21 protein-coding genes and 1 pseudogene are annotated in these 19441 nt (G+C 66.7%); 4 read left to right on the top strand and 18 right to left on the bottom strand.

From position 1 onward, the window contains the following. The first annotated feature begins 11 nt into the window (after positions 1-11). The 4 genes from AB0M83_RS02460 (at position 12) to AB0M83_RS02445 (ending at position 4066) form a co-directional block, all read left to right on the top strand. Positions 12-938 (top strand): hypothetical protein, encoded by a 927-nt coding sequence (locus AB0M83_RS02460; RefSeq protein WP_364511270.1) that lies wholly within the window; start codon positions 12-14, stop codon positions 936-938. A gap of 65 nt (positions 939-1003) precedes the next feature. Further along, positions 1004-1909: a hypothetical protein gene (locus tag AB0M83_RS02455; RefSeq protein WP_364511267.1), complete on the top strand. Its 906-nt coding sequence runs from the start codon at positions 1004-1006 to the stop codon at positions 1907-1909. 436 nt (positions 1910-2345) lie between these two features. Continuing rightward, entirely contained in the window at positions 2346-3590 is a 1245-nt protein-coding gene (locus AB0M83_RS02450; protein ID WP_364511265.1) for a helix-turn-helix transcriptional regulator, read from the top strand. 86 nt (positions 3591-3676) lie between these two features. Further along, on the top strand, positions 3677-4066 hold the full coding sequence (locus AB0M83_RS02445) for a hypothetical protein (RefSeq protein ID WP_364511262.1): 390 nt from the start codon (positions 3677-3679) through the stop codon (positions 4064-4066). An 89-nt stretch (positions 4067-4155) separates the two neighbouring features. Here the strand turns inward: AB0M83_RS02445 and AB0M83_RS02440 are convergent, their stop codons facing one another. The 18 genes and pseudogenes from AB0M83_RS02440 to AB0M83_RS02355 all read right to left on the bottom strand — a co-directional run bounded on the left by AB0M83_RS02440 (position 4156) and on the right by AB0M83_RS02355 (position 19436). Next, the gene (locus AB0M83_RS02440) at positions 4156-4806 is read right to left on the bottom strand and encodes a hypothetical protein (RefSeq protein WP_364511259.1); all 651 of its coding nucleotides are present in this window, start codon (positions 4804-4806) and stop codon (positions 4156-4158) included. Between the two features lie 101 nt (positions 4807-4907). Beyond that, entirely contained in the window at positions 4908-6314 is a 1407-nt protein-coding gene (locus AB0M83_RS02435) for a site-specific integrase (protein ID WP_364511256.1), read from the bottom strand. A 5-nt stretch (positions 6315-6319) separates the two neighbouring features. Then, positions 6320-7024, bottom strand: coding sequence for a recombinase family protein (locus tag AB0M83_RS02430; protein ID WP_364511253.1), 705 nt, complete (start codon positions 7022-7024; stop codon positions 6320-6322). 181 nt (positions 7025-7205) lie between these two features. Beyond that, on the bottom strand, positions 7206-7913 hold the full coding sequence (locus AB0M83_RS02425; protein WP_364511250.1) for an HGGxSTG domain-containing protein: 708 nt from the start codon (positions 7911-7913) through the stop codon (positions 7206-7208). A gap of 165 nt (positions 7914-8078) precedes the next feature. Continuing rightward, positions 8079-10175, bottom strand: a complete 2097-nt coding sequence (locus tag AB0M83_RS02420; protein ID WP_364511247.1) for a bifunctional DNA primase/polymerase — start codon at positions 10173-10175, stop codon at positions 8079-8081. Then, the gene (locus tag AB0M83_RS02415) at positions 10172-10387 is read right to left on the bottom strand and encodes a hypothetical protein (RefSeq protein ID WP_364511245.1); all 216 of its coding nucleotides are present in this window, start codon (positions 10385-10387) and stop codon (positions 10172-10174) included. The genes AB0M83_RS02420 and AB0M83_RS02415 overlap by 4 nt, the downstream gene beginning before the upstream one ends. A 561-nt stretch (positions 10388-10948) precedes the next feature. Further along, entirely contained in the window at positions 10949-12040 is a 1092-nt protein-coding gene (locus AB0M83_RS02410; protein WP_364511242.1) for a hypothetical protein, read from the bottom strand. 31 nt (positions 12041-12071) lie between these two features. After that, on the bottom strand, positions 12072-12326 hold the full coding sequence (locus AB0M83_RS02405; RefSeq protein WP_364511240.1) for a helix-turn-helix domain-containing protein: 255 nt from the start codon (positions 12324-12326) through the stop codon (positions 12072-12074). Between the two features lie 1050 nt (positions 12327-13376). Further along, positions 13377-13949: an alkaline shock response membrane anchor protein AmaP gene (amaP, locus tag AB0M83_RS02400; RefSeq protein WP_364511237.1), complete on the bottom strand. Its 573-nt coding sequence runs from the start codon at positions 13947-13949 to the stop codon at positions 13377-13379. Next, positions 13946-14473: a DUF6286 domain-containing protein gene (locus tag AB0M83_RS02395; protein ID WP_364511234.1), complete on the bottom strand. Its 528-nt coding sequence runs from the start codon at positions 14471-14473 to the stop codon at positions 13946-13948. The genes amaP and AB0M83_RS02395 overlap by 4 nt, the downstream gene beginning before the upstream one ends. After that, entirely contained in the window at positions 14470-14844 is a 375-nt protein-coding gene (locus AB0M83_RS02390; RefSeq protein WP_364511719.1) for an Asp23/Gls24 family envelope stress response protein, read from the bottom strand. The genes AB0M83_RS02395 and AB0M83_RS02390 overlap by 4 nt, the downstream gene beginning before the upstream one ends. Then, positions 14841-15017: a hypothetical protein gene (locus AB0M83_RS02385; protein WP_364511231.1), complete on the bottom strand. Its 177-nt coding sequence runs from the start codon at positions 15015-15017 to the stop codon at positions 14841-14843. The genes AB0M83_RS02390 and AB0M83_RS02385 overlap by 4 nt, the downstream gene beginning before the upstream one ends. Further along, a complete protein-coding gene (locus tag AB0M83_RS02380) occupies positions 15014-15322 on the bottom strand; it encodes a hypothetical protein (RefSeq protein ID WP_364511228.1) in 309 nt (102 codons plus the stop codon). Before AB0M83_RS02380 ends, AB0M83_RS02385 begins: the two co-directional genes overlap by 4 nt. After that, positions 15319-15786 carry an Asp23/Gls24 family envelope stress response protein gene (locus AB0M83_RS02375; RefSeq protein ID WP_364511225.1) on the bottom strand — a complete coding sequence of 156 codons (468 nt, stop codon included), beginning with the start codon at positions 15784-15786 and terminating at the stop codon, positions 15319-15321. Before AB0M83_RS02375 ends, AB0M83_RS02380 begins: the two co-directional genes overlap by 4 nt. Before the next feature lie 407 nt (positions 15787-16193). Next, positions 16194-16889, bottom strand: coding sequence for an alpha/beta hydrolase (locus AB0M83_RS02370; RefSeq protein ID WP_364511222.1), 696 nt, complete (start codon positions 16887-16889; stop codon positions 16194-16196). 107 nt (positions 16890-16996) lie between these two features. Next, entirely contained in the window at positions 16997-17239 is a 243-nt protein-coding gene (locus AB0M83_RS02365) for a helix-turn-helix domain-containing protein (protein WP_364511716.1), read from the bottom strand. A 257-nt stretch (positions 17240-17496) separates the two neighbouring features. Further along, a pseudogene (locus tag AB0M83_RS02360) lies at positions 17497-17943 on the bottom strand (DJ-1/PfpI family protein); the annotation flags it as partial. Positions 17944-18095: 152 nt separating this feature from the next. Continuing rightward, on the bottom strand, positions 18096-19436 hold the full coding sequence (locus tag AB0M83_RS02355) for a GH1 family beta-glucosidase (protein WP_364511219.1): 1341 nt from the start codon (positions 19434-19436) through the stop codon (positions 18096-18098). Between the last annotated feature and the right edge of the window lie 5 nt (positions 19437-19441).

The following is a 19441-nucleotide window of genomic DNA, read 5'->3' as shown; positions in this document are numbered from 1 at the left end:
ATCCTGGCCTCATGGGAGAGGGAACGATCTTCGACAGGTGGGAAGCGGCCGGCCACCGGGCGATGCAGCGAGACGAGGCACGGCGGGCCCGGAGGGCGGCGATCGAGCGGGCGGCCCGGGGGCCACTGCTGGCCGGTACCGCGGTGGTCGGGCTGGTGCTGGGGTGGCTGGCCGGCTGGCCCTGGTGGCCGTGGGCGATCGGCGTGGGCGTTCTGGTGCTGCTCGCGCTGGTGGGGGTCCGTCGGCGACTGGGGGTGGCCTACACGGCCGCCGCGGCTCTACTGGTGGTCGACGCTGGCTTGCTCAGCTACATCGACCCCTGGTGGTGGGGGCTACTCGCCGGGATCGGCGCACTCGGGTTCGCCGCGGTCGCCGGGGTGCGGTTGGGCTGGTGGCAGCGTCGCCGGTTGCACGTGCTCGCCGCCGCTGCGATCGGCCTGGTGCTGCTGGTGACGTCCACGGTGGTGCTCGCCGTGCACGCGGCCCAGGCGGCCCAGGTCGAGCGTCAGCAGCAGGCGCAGGCACACGAACAGGCCGTGGCGCGCATCCTGCCGCGTACACCAGCCAGCATGGTGAACTTCCTCGCCGAACGCATCGCCCGCCCGACTCCGGACGCGGTGGCCGACGCGTGCTTCGTGTTCAGCTCGGCCGCGCAACGGCAGCTGGTGGCCGCGCACGGCGGCGGAGACTGCCCCGGAGCGATCCGGGCACTCGCCGTCCGGGTCACCGACCCCAACGGCTACGTCAACCGCCTGTGGCTGCCCGGCCAGGCCACCCAACCCGGTCCAGCCGGGACGCTGACCGTGGACGCCTGCACGCTCGACTTCGGCGGCCTCACCAGCACGCCCGGCCCCGATCCCGGCCCTCAGCTCGGCCACCTGACGCTCACCCAGCAGCACGGCGAAGGCCTCCTCGCCACCACTTACTCAGCCTGTTAGCCGAGTGGTCAGCCGCCGACCATCTAGACTTCACTAAGGACTAACGGTAAGGACCGACGCATCCCATGGCTCCGAAAGATAAAAGAACATTTGGCATCTGGGTGTACGTCGCGATATACGGCCTACTCCCGGTTACATTCTTGATTCTGCTCATTACTGGACTATATGGCGACAGTAAAGGATTCTGGTCCAGTCGACCGTTCCTTACCAACATTTGGACAACCGCAACTGGCGCTTGCGTTGGCATACCGGTCGCCGTCGGCTTACTGCAAAAGGTAGCTGCCGCACAGGCCGATAAAGCTCAATGGCGCATCACGAGACGAACCCTACAAGTATCCGTGTCCGAGTTGACCGAGAGTTTCAAGTCGTTGCTAACCTATTCCAGCGAGCACGACATTCTAGAATTCAGAGGTAAGCTCGCATACTCAATGAAGCGCTTCGAGACTCTTACCGAACTACCCATGAATCCAAAACTGCAGGAACTGTTTGACTACGACGGCACGCGTCCCGATATTACGCATGAAAAGTACCGCTCATACATCAGCGACGAGGTGGATCTATTAGTTAACGACTTGCTTGCGTGTCGTCAAGTCGCCGTCAGAATGTTTGCACCCGCCGAGCAGTCACGGCAGTACCAGGATGTTATTTACTCACGCTGGGAAGATCTAGAAACCAGGATCAGACCACGAGTACTGGAGGCTGGACGGAGATGGATAAGCGATGCATTGAGGCACCAGATTGCGAGCACAAGGTCCATGCATTTCGACCGCGAGGGCATTGTCCAAAGAATCGACAAATTGATCAGCGATGCAAAGACCCAACTTGGTCACCCGTCGTACGGAATTCACCAATTACGGATGGACACGGGCCACGTCTCCTTTATGGAGCTTCTGGACAGCGAACTTCCGGCCGCGGTCACGATGATCCGGTCAGTTCGACAACTGGAGGCGTTCTGCCGATCTATGGAGTGACTGTCAGAACGCTAAGCGCCTCTGACAGTCGGTTGCGGAACCGGCATCCACGTAGGCGGGAGGGCCACAGCCGGAGTGCTGTGGCGTGTCGCAAGGTCGGGGTCGAGCGCGTCCTGCTCCAAGCCGCCAGCCCCCAATACACCCCCAAGTAGGGGCCTCGCAGGTCTCTCACGCAGGTCAAAGGGCAGTTTCAAGATCCGTTCAAAACCCGTCCAGTGTGAGTTCGAATCTCACCGGGGGCACTCGCAAAACGCCTGGTCAGAGCCGGTCCAGCTGGTCCAAGTCGGACCCTTTGAAGATCGAATCCCCGAACCGCCCCCGAACCGGGTGGATTCGGGGGTGCGGCAGCCGTCAGGCCAGTGCCTCCGCATTCCGCACGTGCCCAGCCGCATAGGTACCGTTAGTGGCGACGCCCACACGCGGAAAGGCGGCCGACATGGCACCGAAGAAGCCCGCTCCGCTGCCGTCAGAGATCGGCCAGCGGGTTCGGATGATCCGGCGCAGGCGCGGCCTGTCGCTGGACGTAGCGGCGGGGTTCGCCGGGATCAGCAAGCCGTACCTCTCCCAGCTCGAAACCGGCAAGCGGCATTTCGAGCGTCGGGGCTTGCTGGAGAACCTTGCCGACGCTCTCGGTTGCTCGGTATCGGATCTCACTGGCCAGCCTTATCTACCGGCGGACCGGGACAGTGCCGACGCGCTGGCCACGCTGCCCGCTATCTCTGTAGCGCTCTATGACGCGACGCTTGACGACGTTCCCGACTTGCCCGCTCGCCCGGTTCGCGAGCTGGCCGCACTGGCCGCCAAGGCAAACGAATTCACGGCCAATAACCTCTATTCCATGGCCGGCCATGACCTAGGCGAACTCCTTATTGAGCTACATATATCGTCCGCAACGGGCGACGCTGATACGCGCCGGAAGGCGCTGGCCGCTCTCGTGGAAGCGTGTTTCGTCGCGTCGGGCGTCGCCCGGAATCTGGGGAACCTTGACTTGGCCGTGCTCGCGGCTCGCCGCGCGGAAGATGCGGCCAGCCGGACCGAAGATCCAGCTCTCCGCGCGTTTGCGGCTATGACGAGCACCAGCGCCCTAAGCCGACTCGGCGCACGCCGCCGTGCCCAGCAGGTAGCAGCGGACGGGCTCGATGGGATCGAAGCGCACGCCGACCCATCCGCCCCGGACACAGCCAGCGCCCAGGCGGCTGGAATGCTGCACCTCTCCTCCGCCCAGATGGCTGCGAAGGATCAACGGCCCGACGAAGCCGAAAGCCACCTCGAAATGGCTAGCGAATTGGCCGACCGAACCGGCGAACAGAACGAGCTTTGGTTCAGCTTTGGTCCCGCCAATGTGCGAGCCTGGTCCCTCTCGGTTGCCGTCGAATTGGAGCGTGGACCGCAGGCAGCCGAAGACCTCGAACAGGTTCCCGGCCACCTCGAAGGATTGGACACCGCCGACCGCCGGGCCGCTCTCCACTTCGACTTCGCCCGGGCCTACGCGCAGGCCGAAGGCGACCGGGACAACGCTGCCCTCCGGCATCTCGACACAGCGGACCGGATCGCGCCGCAACGCATCCGCCACGACCCCGTAGCGCGCGCCTTGCTGGAGACGCTGGAGGGCAGGGCACGGCGCAAGGCATGGGAGCTGGGGAGCCTGCGGCACCGGTTCGGGATGGCGCCCAGCAACTAGGGCCAGAGGGTTAGCACTCTGCTAACGCTGCCACAGCGGGTTGACGATTGACTGCTCTGCGTGATCGAACTTGCGAGCGCAGAGCGATGAAGGGCGAAGTCGACTACTGGCTGGAAAAGCTCCGGCACGAGCGCTGGATCTTGCACCTTGGCGGTTGGGACAGTCGGCGGCCGGAGTGGATGGCGGCGCACTTCGCGTGGCAGGACTGCGCTGACGTCGTGATCATCCGAGGCGAACAGTCCGCCGTCGCCTACCGCACCCCGGCGGACTACCGGACGGACGTGCTCGCGCCGGAGCACGTGACGTGGGTGTACGGCGACGACAAGTCGGCCGTGTGGGTCCTGCGGGCCGTGCTGTCCCTGCCGCGCCCCGGATCGCCTGCGGAGCCCCGAAACCTCATCCCAGCACCTCCGGCTTGCCGCATCCCGCTCGACGGCCGCACCCCAGTCAGTATCCGGCCGCTTCGGCCAAACTAGCCCGGTACAACGCTTCCTGGCGCTGTGCCGTCCGGCCCGGAACCTTCCGCCGACCCCCGATCGGTTGAAGTTTCCGGGCCGGTTCCATGTCAGGGCTTGAAGTCCGGGTTCTGCTCCAACCACTTCACTCGATCTTGGTCGACTTCGTGGATCTCCTCCGCGAACTCCTCGTCACGATCCTTGTTTCGTTTCGCAAGCGCGTGCTCATACTCGCGAATCAAGCGACTCCGCTCAGGAATCGCTTCCCGGCGAAGGAAAGCCGCCAGCACCTTCTGGACGTCGCGGCGCACATTCGGCAGGATGGTACGGAACGAGTGGTAGTGATAGTCTGTCCCCCATCGATTGACTCCGAACTCGTCAGCCATCTCGACCAGCTCCAAGTCGTCCGCGATGCGGTCCTGAATCTCGTCCGGCAAGAAGAGCGCTAGCGCCTTGATCTCCGCGCTGGCCGCATCCACGCGGTCTTGCACGACTGCGCGCTCTGCTTGCTCCTCATCGGAGACGCCTGTCTGGAATCTGTTCTGGATCGCACGAGTCTCGTCCTTCGTCAGAAGTGCAAACGCCTCGCCTACGCGCTGAGCGGCTTCCTCTTGCCGAACGCGGATCAGACGTTCGCGCTCCGTCCGCTCCTGGTGCTTCCTCTGTCCACGTCCGACCAACAGCGTGGCCGACGCACCGATAACGGCACCAGTTACGCCAGCGCCCGCAGAGATGAGCTGGTTGATCGTGGCAGGATCCATAACGCCATGATAGAGGTAGCTAGATGGGCCGTAGACGCGAGAACGCCCGACCCCGATCTAAACTCGGTGGGGTCGGGCGCTTCGTCGTGGGAGAGCGGCAACTAGGCGAGCTTCCGGCGCGGCCGGAACGCGACGACGTTGCTTGCCGCCTCCGGTGCGGGTGCCGGAGCGGCCGGAGCCGGGGCCGCCAGCTTGTTGATCTCGCTCCGCTCATCCTTCGGGATCCAGTGCGCGTAGATCGTGAGCGTGACCACGTATGTGCTGTGCCCCAACCATTCGCTCACGCGCTGGTACCCCACGCCGGCCATCAGCGCCGTGGTCGCGAACGTGTGGCGAAGGTCGTGGAACCGGACGCCCTTGATCGGCGGGCTGGCCTTCGTGTCAGTGACCGCGATTCCGTTGGCACGGAACGCTTTCTTGAGGATGGTCTCGTAGAAGGTGCCAGGGTTGATCGGCTGGGACCAGTCGAGATTCACCGACAGGTCAACAACCTTCGTCTTGCCGCCGCGTCCTCGTAGGCGTGCGCCGCCGACCTTGCGGTTGGGGAACAGCGGGGCGGCTGGGTCGTCGCCGTGTGGATGGGTGTTGTTGAGGTAGAAGAACATCTTCTCCGCCAACCAGTCCGGCATCGGGACGATGCGCGTCGAGTTGTCCGACTTCGGGTCGTCGCTTTCCCACTCCCCGTTGACCTTGTGGCGTTGCTCATGAATGTCGACGTTGCCGGAGTACGTGCCGTCCGGGTGTGCGGTGATCGCGACGTCCCCGACATCCAGCCCCGCAAGCTCGCCAGCGCGCGGCCCCGTGTAGGCCACGAACTCCACCATCAAGCCATACACCGGGTAGGTCTCGGAGATCGTGGCGGAGACGGCGAACACCTGCTCCGGGGCGAGGACCTGCCCGCGCGGCAGCGGCTTCCGAATGCGCTCCTTGCGCTTCGTACGCTGAGATCTGATGGCCGGGTTCTCTCCGATGGCCTTCTCGTCTACCGCCATGTCCAACACCCACCGGAACGGGTCGAAGGCGTTGTTGACTGAGCTTCGGGACAGCCCTCGGTTGACTAGGCCTGAGCGGAACTCCTTGGCCTGCGTGCGGGAGATGGAGCCGACGGCCCGGGTACCGAACTCCGGCAGTGCGTAGCGGTTCAACAACTTCTCATACTCGTCAACCGTCCGCCGCTTCAAGCTGCCCGCCTGCTGTGCCTCCCGTAGCTCCGCCACCCAGGCAGCAGCGAACTCGCCGAACAGCCGATCTCCCGCCGACCGCGCCACGACTTCGTGGTCCCGGTTGCGCAGTCCCTCAATCTCCGCCTTGCGATCCTTGGCCGCGTCGAAGGTGTGGTAGGTCTCGGAGCGGTGCCGCACCTTCTTGCGCCCGTTGGGCTTCTCGGGGTTGGCAGGGATCGGGCGGCCCTGGTCGTCTACTGCCGGTTCGGTCCAGCACACCTCGTAGTGAACGACCGGCTTGCCGTTCTTGCGTTGCTTGGTCTCTACGTTGCGAATCGTTGCCATGCCTGTCATGCCTCCGCGAGGAACCGGGTCAGCGCCCGGTTGAGAGTTGAGCTGTCCCAACGGTTCCCGCGTCGGGGCTTCATGCCTTCGGCCGCGAGCATGTCCGCGATAGCGCGAAGCGACGACCCACCAGCGCGGAGTTCGGCCGCTCGCCGTAGCGTCGCCTGTTCCTTGGGGTGCTTAAGAAGTGTCTTGTTCACCGCTCGCCAGCCGTACGGCGGAGCGCCGTAGGAGTACCCGCCAGCGCGTGCCTTCGCCTTGCGCCCGTTGCGCAGCATCAGCCGCACCATCGCCGCGTTGTACTCGGACACCGCGCCCAGCACCTGCCGGATGAGCTTGCGGGACGGGTCGTTGGGGTCGTCGCGTAGGTTGGCCTCGCCTTCGGCCGCTGACATGAGCTCGCCGCCCAGTAGCCAGACCTTCGCAGCGATGGTCTCTTGCACGATCAGATCACGCGCCAGCCGGTCCAACCGGCCGACCACCATGCCATGCGCCTTGCCGTTCTTCAGCAGTGCCAACACTTCTCCCAAGCCATCACGCTCAAAAACTGTGCCGGTACTGGATTCCGTGACCCACTTCGTGATCGTGTGCCCGTGCTTCGTCGCCCACGCCCGAATGTCGGCGCGCTGGGTCGCCGGGCCGTACCGCTCCGCCTGCCGGGCAGTGGACACCCGGATGTACGCCACGAGCCGTAGCCGCGTGCGCTTCATGTTTGCTCCTTCAAGCCTCGACCAGGGGTGCGGCAGCTATTGAGATATCTGCCGCGACCCGCGACCGTACGCCAGAGCGTCCACTGTGGACAGTCACCCACTGTTTCGGCCGTAGCCGATGGGGACGGGCCGATCCACCCGAGGAGACCGGACCCGCCCCGTTCGCCTGGGAGCTGGCCAGCTAGCCACCCTTACGGTGGGTCGTCCACTCACGTCCCGTGCCGTACCGGGCGCGGTGGTCCTCCATGCGCCCGACCTTGAGCGCGCCGGGTGCCAGCGCCCGGGGTGCCGACGTCGTCACGCCAGACTCGCGGCAGTCCCGGCAGAAGTCCGGGTACGCGTCCAGCCCCGGCGGCAGCTCGTCCGGGAACGGTCGGGCGCACCCCCGGCAGTAGTGGCGGCCGTCGTCTTCGACGATCTCCGCGTCAATGACGTCCTCTTCGGACACTGAGCCTGGACGCGGTCCAGCCGCGATCTTCTGAAGGATGCTCTCGAACGGCTTCAACTCGACTTCGACCGACACGCCAGCATTCAGCCCTGCCCGGTCGAGCGCGTCCCGGATCGCTGCCAGCTTCGTAGCCGGAGGCATGTCGTCCGCCCCCGCCATCCTCAGCAGCTCCTTCGCCATCCGGTCAGCCGCCATCTCCAGCCGTGCTTTCGCCTTCGCCTTGACCTGCGGTGCACTACCGCCATGCATCCGGCAGACGTTGGCCCCGTTGATCGGTGCGTTCTTGCAAGGGTTACCGTTGGTGCGCCTGGCACTACATGTCCGCTTGGCAGGCTTTCCGAGCAGGGCCAACACATCGTCGCCAACTCCGTCGTCAGCATCCTGATGCCGGCCATCACCCCGCCGACCAAACCTCGGGTCGACAAACTCACTCTCACTCATGTCACAACTCCTTGGTGTCGTCGAATGTCTGCAATAGGTTCCGGTTCCCCCGGAACCCGACCCATGTCCGGCGAACCTTCCGAAAAGGTTCCTCCCCTTCGGGTAGGGAACCTATTTTCGGGATAGGTTCCGAATATCGCGGAACCATGCGGAACCTAACGGAACTTATTCGAGCGAGAGCCGTCTCGTGTCCGGGTTCTCCTCGCCCAAGTAGTGCCGCTTCGTGCGTCCCTCCATGTCCCGCCGAATCCATCCCTCCCGCACCGCGTGCTCAATGCCTGCCGCGACGCTCTGCCCGGCGCGGCCCTTCGTCTCCATGCCCATCCGCGCCTTCAAGTCGCCCGCATTGAGGTAGCCACCCGGCTCCTTGCGGTCGTGCTCGAACATCACGTGCCATGCCTTGCGGGCCACTCCAGCGGTCTTGCTTTCGTGGCGTGTCAAGCCTTCGTGGTCCACGTGCATCCATCGGCGCAACGGGTCGAAGTCCAGGCTGATCTCGCCATGCGTGTCGATCTCGCGGCCGAACGCGCGGAGATACCTCTTGCTGTCCGGGGGAATCTCGACACCATCGCCCCCGTGCCGGTATGCCCACTGCACATCCAGCCAGTCCATCTGTCGCGTTGCGCCGCGTGCGCGGAACCCCTCCTCATGTGTCGCACCCGTGTGCACCATCACCACAGCCACCGACACCCCGGCGCGCTTCTTGATGCGGTCAACGGTTTTCAGCCACTCACGCATCTCCGTGTTGGAGTTCTCCTCGCCTTCGTAGGCCGCGCCGAGCGGGTCCAGCATCCACACGGACACGTTGCGGGAGCGCAGATACTCCACCGTCCACTCCTCCACCGTCCGGCTCGTCAGCGGCAAGGGCACGCCCTGGAGGTGTTCGACGTGGATGTGCTCCGGGTGCTCAATCTCCATGTCCCTCAACCATTTCTTGGCCATGCGTTGGCTTACCTCGAAATTGAAGTAGGCGACCGTGGCCGGCCTCAGGGCATCCGGTCCGTCCGGAAGGTGCACCGCGTACCGGTCGAGGAACTTCACGCCGTCCACGGATGCCTTGGCTAGGTTGAAGCCGAGGGTGGTCTTGCCCGCCTTCCACTGCGCGATCAGCAGCACGTTCGAGTCCACGTGCGCCAGGTCTTCGACGAAGTGCGCGACGGGCTCGTCTTCGACGGCGAATTGGTCGGCGAGCGACCCGAGAGAGACCGGCGGGCTCCACTCCGCCGCTGCCAGCTCCGCACGGGCTCGCTGGTGGGCCTGGAGGTTCAGCTTGTAGTGGTCTGTGCGGCGCTGGAGCACGTCGGCTCGGTCGTCGCCTCTCTCCTCGTCCCCCATCTCGCCTACGGCCCATCCAGCCAGCGTTTTGCCCCACTGCTGCCCGTCCGCAAGCGGCCACGCGTCGGCCGCCGCGATACGCGCGGCACCCTTGACCATTCGATCGAACTCCGCGCCTGCCCGGGGGCGCTGGACTCGCGCGACGAAGACGTCACGGAGCGCAGCCACGGCCGCCGGAACTCCAGCAGCTCCACCAGCGCCCAGGCGCACGAGCACGCCGACGTGGTCACGGGTGGTGTCGTGGCGCGAGCCGTCGCCCAGCTCCGACACCGCGCGTGCCAGCCGTGCCGACACGGCGGCATCCGGGGTCCCGCCTGGCAGCTCCTCCAGCAGCCTGTGCCCCTTCGAGGGGTCGGCCTTGTCGGCGGCCGGGACGCCCAGAACCCGCAACCCCCGGACCCATCGGCGCGGCAGCTTCGGCAGCTCCGCAGGCGTGGGCATGTCGTCGGTCCGGCGGCCGTCCGGCGAGATCCACCGGTACTGCCTGCCCTCGGGGTGCACGGACGGCGAGACGACGACGTAGCGGTGGTGCCGCTGGATCAGCTCGACGCCCCCGCCGGGCAGCACGCCCGGACCGCGCAAGTCAGGCGGGCAGCGGAACAGCCGGATACCGGAGCCATCCTTTCGGGACGTCGCTGTCCACGTCGGCGGCAGCTTGCCCCAGCGCTCTTCATGCGCAGCGAGGGTTTCCGCACCCGGCTTGCCGTCATAGCAGTCGACGTCAACTCCGATCACACCAGAACGCAACGCAAGCGCGATGTTGCCGGAGCCCTTCGACGAACACCAGGCGCTGACATGCTTTTCGGTGACACGCTTGGCTTTCTCTCCTCCGAAGCCCGGCGGAGGCGGGTCTTTCTTCTTGGCAGGGAGCGGGATCGGCTCCCAGCCCGCCGCGAGATAGGCGGGTGCGTGCTCTCGATACGTCACGCGGCCACCGCCCTTTGCGTCCGCCCCAGCAACGGATTGAGGTCGTTTTCATAGATCACGAGCAGTGCCAACGGGTAGCAGTAAGGGCAGTCCATGCCTTCGGCGGCGATGATGCGCCACCCTGGCGGCACATCTTTTCTGGAGAGATAGGAAGAGTTCGAGCAGTCCTGGTGTAGACGAAAAATTATGCGTCGGTACTGGATGGTATCCATGAGTTCACCTCCCTCAAAGCTCCAGGCAGCGCGTGCAGGCGAAGCCGCGCACTATGAACTTGCTGATGGGCATGACGACGGGACGCAACTGATAGACATTGCTGTGCACGCCACAAAAGTCGCAGTCGTAACGCATTTGCCGGTGCGCTCGCTCGGCCAGTCGCACGCCTCTCGTGTCCGAACAGGACGGGCACATGCCGTAACGCGGCTCCGCCGCGAACACCCAAGTGGGTTGAAACCCTTGACGTACATGGCGACACGCCCGCAACCGTCCAACTCGAAGGTCTTCCGCGAGTGTGTACGCGAAGTGGGCAATGGTTTCCGTGGTAGCGGTCTTTGGGTCGATCAAGACCGTGGCCGGCGTCTTGCTCGCGATCAGTCGGGCTAACCTCTTGGCTTCATTCTCTGCCGCTTCGTATTGGTCGACTCGCGGATCAGCACTATCATTTTGCATGGCGTAGAATCTTTCGTGTCGTACCTGGTTCGGTCTCGGCACCTCCGAGAAGGGGCCGCCCCACTGCGCGTAAACAGCCGGACGCGCGGGGCGGCCCCTTTCTTGTGTCAGAGCGCAGGCCGGGTGTAGTTGGCGGAGTTGGTCACCTGAATCACAGCCGCCGCACCGCGATGCGCGATGCCGACACCGAACGACCGCGAGTAGAACGAGTCCACGAGCGGGTAACCCTCACGCGGCCCCGGAATCAGGCGAAGTCCCCGGTACGTGGGCGTCTTGTGTTCGCGGAAGCCGACCGCGTTGAACTGGGAGTTGACACCGCCGGTCGCCACCACCGGCACGTAGCCCGTTGGCAGAGAAGGCATCTCGATGACCCATGCCGGGCCGTAGCTGCCCGCGATGGGCAGGTTCAGGTACTCGCCCGGGGCGCGCTCGCCCACGATCTGTTCGTTGGTGAGGTACGCGGGCGCATTGGAAGACGGGATGAAGTCGAACGAGCTCACGCCGCCATCGGCGGCCGTCTGGTTCGCGCGGAACCGGCGGATGGCGCGCATCTGGTCCGGGTGTGCGAAGACGAGGATTCGCGTGCCCTGCGCGGTCCCGTAGCCGTGCTCCGTGACCTTCGCGATGGTGTCTTCGAGGTCGACAGCCTCCAGCGCACCCTGGGTCGTCAGGTAGTGCGTGTGGTTGCCGTCGAAGGTGCGCCCGCCGAACTCCGGCGGCACGATGCCGTCGCCCGAGTACAGGCCGTACACCGTGTTGTTCTCTTCGTTCTCCCAGTGCGTGTTGTCCAGGAGGCGACGGAGAACCATGCCAGTCGTGAGACGGTTGTCCGCCTCCAGCTGAAGATTGTGCGTCGCCTGCACCTGGCTGGCGGGCGCATCACGAAGGAATTTCCACGTGTAGGCGGAACGCGAGTCGTAGTCCCGGAAGTCGAAGCCCATGATCAGGACGTCGGGATTGGTGCGCAGCGACTTCGGAATACCGAACTCCGACGCCTCTTCGAAGTCGTCGCGGCTGGTGGTCTGCGGAATCGCTTCGGCGCTGGCAGTGGTGGGGTAGCAGAGCAGCGCGGTGAACGCGCTCCGACTCTGGTTCAGAAGGTCGAGCGTCTGGGAAAATTCATTCCAGACTTCGTCCAACGGTCGACCATCGATCGTCTGCTCGACGATGTCACCGCGAGTGGAATAGCCACGAGGCATTTGTTTTCTCCTTGGGGTATGTTGTGGCGGGTCAGGCTCGCGCGGCTTCGCGCACGTCGGCGGTCTCGTCGTCGTACTCACCGTCCGGGTCGACGGCGGGCACGCACATTCCGTCCAGCCATTCGTCGAGATCGGACTTCGTGAAGTAGTTCGGTCCGAATGGACCCGCCGCGTAGTAGGTCAGCTTCGCACTTTTGGCGGCGCGGTGGACCTGTGCGGTTGTGAAGCCCGTGTACCGCGCGGCTTCTTCCGTACTGAGCTTGCGCTCACGTCGATTAGTGGCCATCCTTCTCTCCCTGTAGCGCCAAGCGAGAGCGGGCCAAAAGAAAAGCTACAAGCCCGCATTGCTTGGCTTGTAGCCTTCATGTTTTGAACGGTCTACCAGCACTCTAATGCGCCGGTTATACCGTTCACTATTCGGTTGTTCGATCGAGAATACTCGACCGGCGGCTAGTCCGGCAACCTGCGACTAATGCTCGCTACACGTCGCTTCATGCCCAAAGGCCGTGAACGAACAAAAACACCGTTTTCTAGAGCTTTACGGCTATTTGTGAGCTGCATCACACCAACTGTCCCCAAGGGACGGTCGTCCCCGAACCGTCCCCGAACGGCGCGGCGGTCAGCGAGTGAGAGCGACGGGCACCGCCGCTAGGTGCCGCTTCCGCGTTTACCCTGGTCAGGTCAGCTTTCTCCAAGATCGAACTAGCCGTAGGAGCCTCTTACGGACCCCTGGACAACCCACCCCGCTAAGGTTCAAAACCCGTCCAGTGTGAGTTCGAATCTCACCGGGGGCACAGACAGCAACCTCACGAGCGCGCCCCTCGGGCGTCCCTTGCGGGTTCACCTGGTCGCCAATCCTGCATGAGCCAGCAGTCCTATCGACGCCTTGGAGGCGACGCAGTCGACGGGCCTTTTCTCCGACGGCCGGGACGCCGTCGGCGCGGTGCGGGCGTTCCGGACCGGGAAACTCGTCACGAGGGAACGGATCACCGCGCTCGAGCCGGAAACTGTCTGGCGGAGGAACCCGGATCCATTGGCATGGCACGTACTCGGCGCGATTCGGCATGCGCTGGTTCCTGAAGCGATACCTTCGCCGCTTCATGCAGGACATGGCGAACGGACCCGCCGCCCGAGCTGAGAGGCGGCAACGGGCGAAAGGCGCTCGACCTTCGCCTGGTGTGCAACGGGGGCAAGACCGACTGGACGGCCGATGTGGACAGGGCTACGCACAAGGCGGAATTCCTCCCCTACGCAGGCCGCCTCGTGGCAGCGGCCGCAGTCGGACTTCACGGATGGCCGGGCGATCTCGCATCGTTTTCGGGATTGCACGCGCAGGTCAGCCGAGGCTGCGCCCGGTGGTTGAGGTGAAGCGGAACTCCACGCTCACCGGGAGAGCTTCCAGGTCAAGCGCCTGGTGCAGCCGGGGAAGCGTCTCCGCCGCCAGGTGTTCCCGGAGCTCCTGCGGGTCAGCGTCGTGGGCCAGGGTGACGACCAAGGCCAGCGTCGGGGCCTCGCGGGTTCCCGCCAGCGTCGCGCGCGCCTGGTGCACACCGGGGTGAGCACGCAGTTCTTCGGTGAACGGGACGACGGCGGTGTCGGCGGCCAGTTCGGTGCGGCCACGGTCCGGGTCGGTGTCGAAGCGCCAGGTCCGGGTGGGTGGCCGGCGGGTCAACTGGGCGAGGATCCAGCGCAGCGCCAGCAACCCGAGCAGCACCGCGACCGCGGCGGTGACGTACCAGGCCCACGCCGGCGGCACCGCGGTGCCGGGCACCAGCGTGGTCGCCGGGTCGAGGACGTCCAGGCGCCCGAAGTGCGTCGCCACCGCGAACCCGCCGGCGGCCAGCAGGAGCAGTCCGAGCAGGGCCAAGACCGTGCGGTTGAGCCGCGCCGGTCGGTTGAGGCCGGTCATGTCGTCCTCCTCGGGGCGCGGACCCGCACCGTGACCGCGGGCCGGGTGGCCGGGCCGATCCGGTCCAGCCGGCCGGCGACCGCCGTGCGGACGGCCTCGGCCAGGCCGTCGGGACGGGTGCGGGCGGTGTCGACGCGGACCTTGATCCGCCGTCGGCCGAGCTTCACCCGGGCCGCGGAGACGCCGTCGACACCTGCGGCGGCGGCTTGCAGCGTCGTGCGGTAGCCGCCGCGGGCGACGCCGGAGTCGAACTGCCCGGCCAGGGGCAGCACGGTGGCCGTCCCGGGCAGGATCGCGGCGAGCACCAGCACCAAGCCGGCCAGCGCGAGAACGCTTCCGGCGAAAGCGGTCGCGAGGTCGTTCCAGCGCAGGTCGTGCAGGGTGGCGGCGACGGTGTCGTAGCTGATCCAGGGACGTTCGCCGAGGATCAGCTGGATGGCGCTCACGGCGATGAGCACACACGCGGCCAGCAGCACGAGCGCGCTCAGCAGGGCTGGGACGCTGCGGCGGGGACGGCGTTTCATTCGACCCTCCGAGAGCCGGCGACGGTGCTGTGCAGGGCGGTGACGGTGATGTCGACGCGGGTGACGGTGAGCCCGGTCAGCTCCTCGACGCGGCGCTCGAGGTGCTCGCGGGCCCGCTCGGTCGTCCGGGTGACCGAGGCCGGGTAGGTGATCGAGAGGCGCACGTCCAGTGCCACCTCGCCGCCGGTGACGTGGGCGGTGACCTTGGCGGACCGGTCCGGGGCTTCGGCGCCGAGGCTGACGCCGAGGACCCGGCCCGCGGCGCCGCCGACATCGTCGATTTCCAGCACCGCGTGGGCGGCCAGGCGTTGCACGGCCTGTTCGGCGATGGTGAGTGTGCCGCGTTCGAGGGTGGCGGTCACGGTGCTCAGCCCCGGTCGCGCCCGGACAGCTGGGACAGGTCGAGCTTGCCGTCGAGGACGCGGCCTGCGAGGAAGCCGATCGCGCCGAGGACGGCGACGGCGGCGAACGCCCCGAACCCGCCGAAGGCGACGGCCAGGCCGAGCACGAGGCCGGTCAGCAGGCCGAGCTGGGTGGAATTCACGAGACCTTCTCCTTCGCTTGCTGCTCCACAGTGGACTGTTCGACGAGGTCCGCCAAAATGACATGGACGGCCCGCCCGGTGACGCTCGCCGCGGCCCGCACGGCCGCGGCGAGCTCGGCGGCCACCACCGGAAAGTGCGCGGTGACCGCGATGGTGACGTCCTCCTCGCGGACCCGGACTCCTTCGACCCGCCGTGGCGGGTCGAGGGTGGCGATCTCCCCGAACCGGCCGCCGTGCAGGCCGGCCACGCCGGGCACGGCCAGCACGGCGGCGGCGATCCGGGCGGCGTCGGGCTCGGGTGTCACTGCACCCGGCCGGTGTCGGTGGTCTCGCCCTCGTCGTCGGAGGGCAGGTGCAGGTCGCCGACGTGGATGTTCACCTCGACGACCTCGAGGCCGGTCATCTGCTCGACCGCGGTGATCACGTTGCGGCGCACCGAACGTGAGAGGTCGGCGATGGAGACGCCGTACTCGACGACGAGCTGCAGGTCGACGGCGGCCTGCTTCTCCCCGACCTCGACCGACACGCCTTGGCCGGCCGAGGCGGTCGCGCCCGGGATCCGCTCCCGGATCGCCGAGAACGCCCGCGCGGCGCCACCGCCGAGGGCGTGCACGCCGGGCATTTCGCGGGTGGCCAGGCCGGTGATCTTCTGCACCACGACGTCGGAGATCGACGTCGAGCCCTGGGCGCTCGCCAGGGCGCCCTCGGTCTTCGCGGCGGGCTGGGACGAGCTGGTCTGCGCGGGAACCTTGGTGGCAGCAGTGGTCATCGTGGTCTCTCCTTCGCACGGGACGGATGTCTTGGATCAGTAGAGGAACCGACTTCGATTTCCTCCACACCGGACAGACACCCGAGCGGGAAGTTCGTCACGACCCGATCGTGTGAAGCACGCCACTCATCCGGGAGGTGCGCCGTGCCGGGACGCACCACGGCTGAACCGCAGCGGAGTCAGCCGGCCGGCAGGTCGATCGGCAAACCGGTTCAACCGGCTCCCGTCGTCGTCGACCACCTTCGTCGTACACCTCCGGTTCGGCGCGGAATGGGCGTCGACCAGCACGGCGAGGCCCGCAGAGGGGAACACCACGTTCTCCCTCTCCGTTCCGATCGAGACCGCAGGTCGCCGTCTGGCACATGTGCTTCCCTCAGAGAACCAAGAGCTGATCGCGGTCATGGTGCTCAGTTCGCCGCGCTGAGGATTGCCTCGGCCACCACATCCGGGTGCACCAACGGGACGGCGTGGGAGGAGTCGACCTCCACGACCGTGGAGCCCGCCCGCTCGGCCATCCACCGTTGGGCCTCGGTGGGAATCGAGCTGTCCCGAGTGGACACCACGGCCCAGGACGGCAAGGTGTGCCAGCTGGCGGGCTTCGCGAAGCTGCCTTCCAGGGTGACCGGGTTGAACGGCTTCTGGGCGGCGGCAAGGATCTTCTGGTCACGCACGCCGGCGTCGCCGGCGTAGACCTCGCTGAACTTGTCCGGCCGGAGGTAGATCTCCGCACCTCCGGGGTACGCCCGCACAACCAGGTTGTCCGGGGTGAGCAGACTGCCCGGGAACTTCTCGTTCAACGCGCCCGCGGTTTCCCCCGCGTCCGGCTGGAAAGCAGTGACGAACACCAGTGACCGGACTTGCGGGGTCAACGCGTCCGGAGCCGAGATCACCGACCCGGCGTAAGAGTGCGCAACGACCACGAGCGGGCCGTCGAGGGTGCTCAGGAAGTGCTTGACGTAGGCGACGTCGCCGTCGAAGTCACGCATGGGCAGGGACGGCGCGATGACGGGGTAACCCGCGTCCTGCAGGCGCACGGAGACCCGGCGCCACACCGAGGCATCGGTCAGAGCGCCGTGGACGAGAACGAAGGTCGGCTGGTTCATGGATTCGATCTCCTGAGGTTGAGTCGGCGAGACACCGAGTCTTGCCCCAGGGACACCGAGCGGACAGTGGCAGTACTGCCGACTACCGAACGTTTTCCGCCACTCGGTCAGGCGAGATCGAACCTGAACGCTTTCCGGTGTTCGCGCGGCGAAACGTTCGTCGCGCGCCGGAACTGCACCCGCAGGTTCGTCGCCGTGCCGAAACCGGCCCCGCGCGCGATGTCCTCCACGGAGAGTTCCGAAGTCTCCAGGAGTTCTTTGGCTCGGGCGATGCGCTGGACACGCAGCCAGGCCAACGGCGAAAGGCCGACCTTCTCGCGGAAGCGCCGGTGGAAGGTCCGCTCCGACATGGCGAACCGAGTGGCCACGTCACCGACAAGGTGTTGTCCAGCGACACGAGCATCCACTGCTGGGCCCGGGCGATGACGTCGTCACCCGGCGGGACGACCGCCTTCTCGACGAATTGCTGCTGGCTGCCGGCCGGCCGGGGCGCCATGACGATGCGCCGCGAGACGTGCCGCGCGGCAGCCGGCCCCAGGTCGACGTTCAGCAGGTGCAGGCACAGATCCACCCCGGCGGTGACACCCCCGGAAGTGAGGACCGACGCGGTGCCGGCCACGAGCACCGACTGGTCGACCGTGACCGCGGGGAACCGCTGAGCCAGCTCCGCGCACAACGACCAGTGCGTGGTCACGGTCAGCCCGTCCAGCACCCCGGCCCGCGCCAAGGCGAACGCCCCGGAGCAGATGGAGACCATCCGGACGCCCCGGCGGTGCGCGCCGGCGAGCGCCCGTACCAGCGAGCCCGGCAGCTCGCGATCCACCGCGTCGGCATAGCCCGGCACGACGATCGTGTCCGCCCCGCGCAGCAGCTCCAGCCCGCCGTCCGGAACGACCGTGGTCCCCCCGGCCACGGGCACCGCACCGCCACCGACGGACACCGTCACGAGGTCGTAGGCCTCGGAGGCCTCCCGGCCGAAGACGTGGACCGGGATCGCGTAGTCGAGCGGCAGCACGTCATCGGGCAGGACGACCACGATCCGGTGCCGAGTCATGGCAGGACTCTATCGGTGCACCGTCTCACTGCCAGAGCCGAGAGCACGCGCTGCGCCAGTTGAAGCCGGGTGGATGCGGAGCGGCGACGAGCTGCAACCAGGCGACGAAACCGGCGCCGGCCGACAACAGCGGGAAGGGTTGGCCGTGGGCATCAACGGCGGCTCCGGTGCTCGGCGATCAGGTCGGCGTAGAAGTGACCGCTCGCCTTGACGGTGCGGAGCTGGGTCTCGAAGTCGACTCGGACGAGGCCGAACCGCTTGTCGAGGCCGTTGTCCCACTCGAAGTTGTCGAGCAGGGACCAGGCGAAGTACCCCTTGACCGGCGCGCCCGCCTCGGCGGCCGACGCGACCGCCGTGAGGTGCTCCTCGAAGTAGGCGATCCGGTCCTCGTCCTGGACGGAGCCGTCTTCGGCGATCTTGTCGTCGAACGCGGCACCGTTCTCGGTGATGTAAATGGCCTGCGCGCCGTAGTCGTCGTGCAGCCGGTGGATCAGGTCGGCCAGTCCATGACCGTGGATTTCCCAGCCCATGGCGGTGGTACCCGCGCCCTCCGCCGGCAGCTGCCTGGCGAAAGGCGCGGGGCCGGTGGGATCGTCCTCGACGATCTGGCGGAAGTAGTAGTTGAGGCCGTGGTAGTCCGTGGGCGCCGCGATCACGTCGAGGTCGTCGCCGAGCACCGGTGGCTCGACGCCGTAGACCTCGAGCATGTCGGCCGGGTAGCCGCGCCCGTTGGCCGGGTCGAGCCACCACCGGTTGACGTGCCCGTCCATCCGCTTCGCCGCGGCGACGTCCTCGTCGCGATCCGAGGCGGCTTCGATGCCCGACAGGTTGCACACCAGACCGATGCTCGCCGGGCGGGCGGCGTGCGCGCGGATGGCTTGCACCCCGAGCCCGTGGGCGAGCAGCAGGTGGTGCGAAGCATGCACAGCCTGCGTCAGGTCCTTGACGCCGGGGGCGAACCGGCCCTCGAGGTAGCCGAGCCAGGCGGCACACAGCGGTTCGTTGACGGTGCTCCAGTCCCGCACCCGGTCGCCGAGCCGGGCGGCGACGACCGCGGCGTACTCCGCGTAGGCGTAGGCGGTGTCCCGCTCGGGCCAGCCGCCCGCGGCCTGCAGCGCCGAAGGCAGGTCCCAGTGGTACAGGGTGACGAACGGGCGGATCCCGGCTTCGCACAGGGCGTCGACGAAGCGGTCGTAGTGGTCGAGACCCCGGGGGTTCACCTCGCCGCGGCCGGTGGGGATCACCCGTGGCCAGGCGATGGAGAAGCGGTAGGCGTCGAGACCCAGTTGCTTCATGATCGCCAGGTCTTCGGGCCAGCGCCGGTAGTGGTCGCACACGACGTCGCCGGTGTCGCCGTTGTCGATGGCGCCGGGCACCCGGCAGAAGTCGTCCCAGATGGACGGCAGGCGGCCGTCGACGTCGACGGCGCCCTCGACCTGGTACGCGGCCGTGGCCGCGCCCCACAGGAAATCCGCGGGCAGAGAAAGCTTCAAGGCAG

It is taken from the genome of Amycolatopsis sp. NPDC051106 (assembly GCF_040682775.1).
Taxonomy (GTDB): domain Bacteria; phylum Actinomycetota; class Actinomycetes; order Mycobacteriales; family Pseudonocardiaceae; genus Amycolatopsis.
This window is presented reverse-complemented; position numbering and strand designations above follow the sequence as displayed.

What these genes read in the sequence shown, in the direction of transcription:
- AB0M83_RS02395 (WP_364511234.1), bottom strand. Translation starts at nt 14,473, where the DNA reads ATGAAACGCCGTCCCCGCCGCAGCGTCCCAGCCCTGCTGAGCGCGCTC.
- AB0M83_RS02450 (WP_364511265.1), top strand. Translation starts at nt 2,346, where the DNA reads ATGGCACCGAAGAAGCCCGCTCCGCTGCCGTCAGAGATCGGCCAGCGG.
- AB0M83_RS02445 (WP_364511262.1), top strand. Translation starts at nt 3,677, where the DNA reads ATGAAGGGCGAAGTCGACTACTGGCTGGAAAAGCTCCGGCACGAGCGC.
- AB0M83_RS02365 (WP_364511716.1), bottom strand. Translation starts at nt 17,239, where the DNA reads ATGTCGGAGCGGACCTTCCACCGGCGCTTCCGCGAGAAGGTCGGCCTT.
- AB0M83_RS02375 (WP_364511225.1), bottom strand. Translation starts at nt 15,786, where the DNA reads ATGACCACTGCTGCCACCAAGGTTCCCGCGCAGACCAGCTCGTCCCAG.
- amaP (WP_364511237.1), bottom strand. Translation starts at nt 13,949, where the DNA reads ATGACCGGCCTCAACCGACCGGCGCGGCTCAACCGCACGGTCTTGGCC.
- AB0M83_RS02405 (WP_364511240.1), bottom strand. Translation starts at nt 12,326, where the DNA reads ATGGCCACTAATCGACGTGAGCGCAAGCTCAGTACGGAAGAAGCCGCG.
- AB0M83_RS02440 (WP_364511259.1), bottom strand. Translation starts at nt 4,806, where the DNA reads ATGGATCCTGCCACGATCAACCAGCTCATCTCTGCGGGCGCTGGCGTA.
- AB0M83_RS02415 (WP_364511245.1), bottom strand. Translation starts at nt 10,387, where the DNA reads ATGGATACCATCCAGTACCGACGCATAATTTTTCGTCTACACCAGGAC.
- AB0M83_RS02370 (WP_364511222.1), bottom strand. Translation starts at nt 16,889, where the DNA reads ATGAACCAGCCGACCTTCGTTCTCGTCCACGGCGCTCTGACCGATGCC.
- AB0M83_RS02410 (WP_364511242.1), bottom strand. Translation starts at nt 12,040, where the DNA reads ATGCCTCGTGGCTATTCCACTCGCGGTGACATCGTCGAGCAGACGATC.
- AB0M83_RS02460 (WP_364511270.1), top strand. Translation starts at nt 12, where the DNA reads ATGGGAGAGGGAACGATCTTCGACAGGTGGGAAGCGGCCGGCCACCGG.
- AB0M83_RS02455 (WP_364511267.1), top strand. Translation starts at nt 1,004, where the DNA reads ATGGCTCCGAAAGATAAAAGAACATTTGGCATCTGGGTGTACGTCGCG.
- AB0M83_RS02430 (WP_364511253.1), bottom strand. Translation starts at nt 7,024, where the DNA reads ATGAAGCGCACGCGGCTACGGCTCGTGGCGTACATCCGGGTGTCCACT.
- AB0M83_RS02425 (WP_364511250.1), bottom strand. Translation starts at nt 7,913, where the DNA reads ATGAGTGAGAGTGAGTTTGTCGACCCGAGGTTTGGTCGGCGGGGTGAT.
- AB0M83_RS02435 (WP_364511256.1), bottom strand. Translation starts at nt 6,314, where the DNA reads ATGGCAACGATTCGCAACGTAGAGACCAAGCAACGCAAGAACGGCAAG.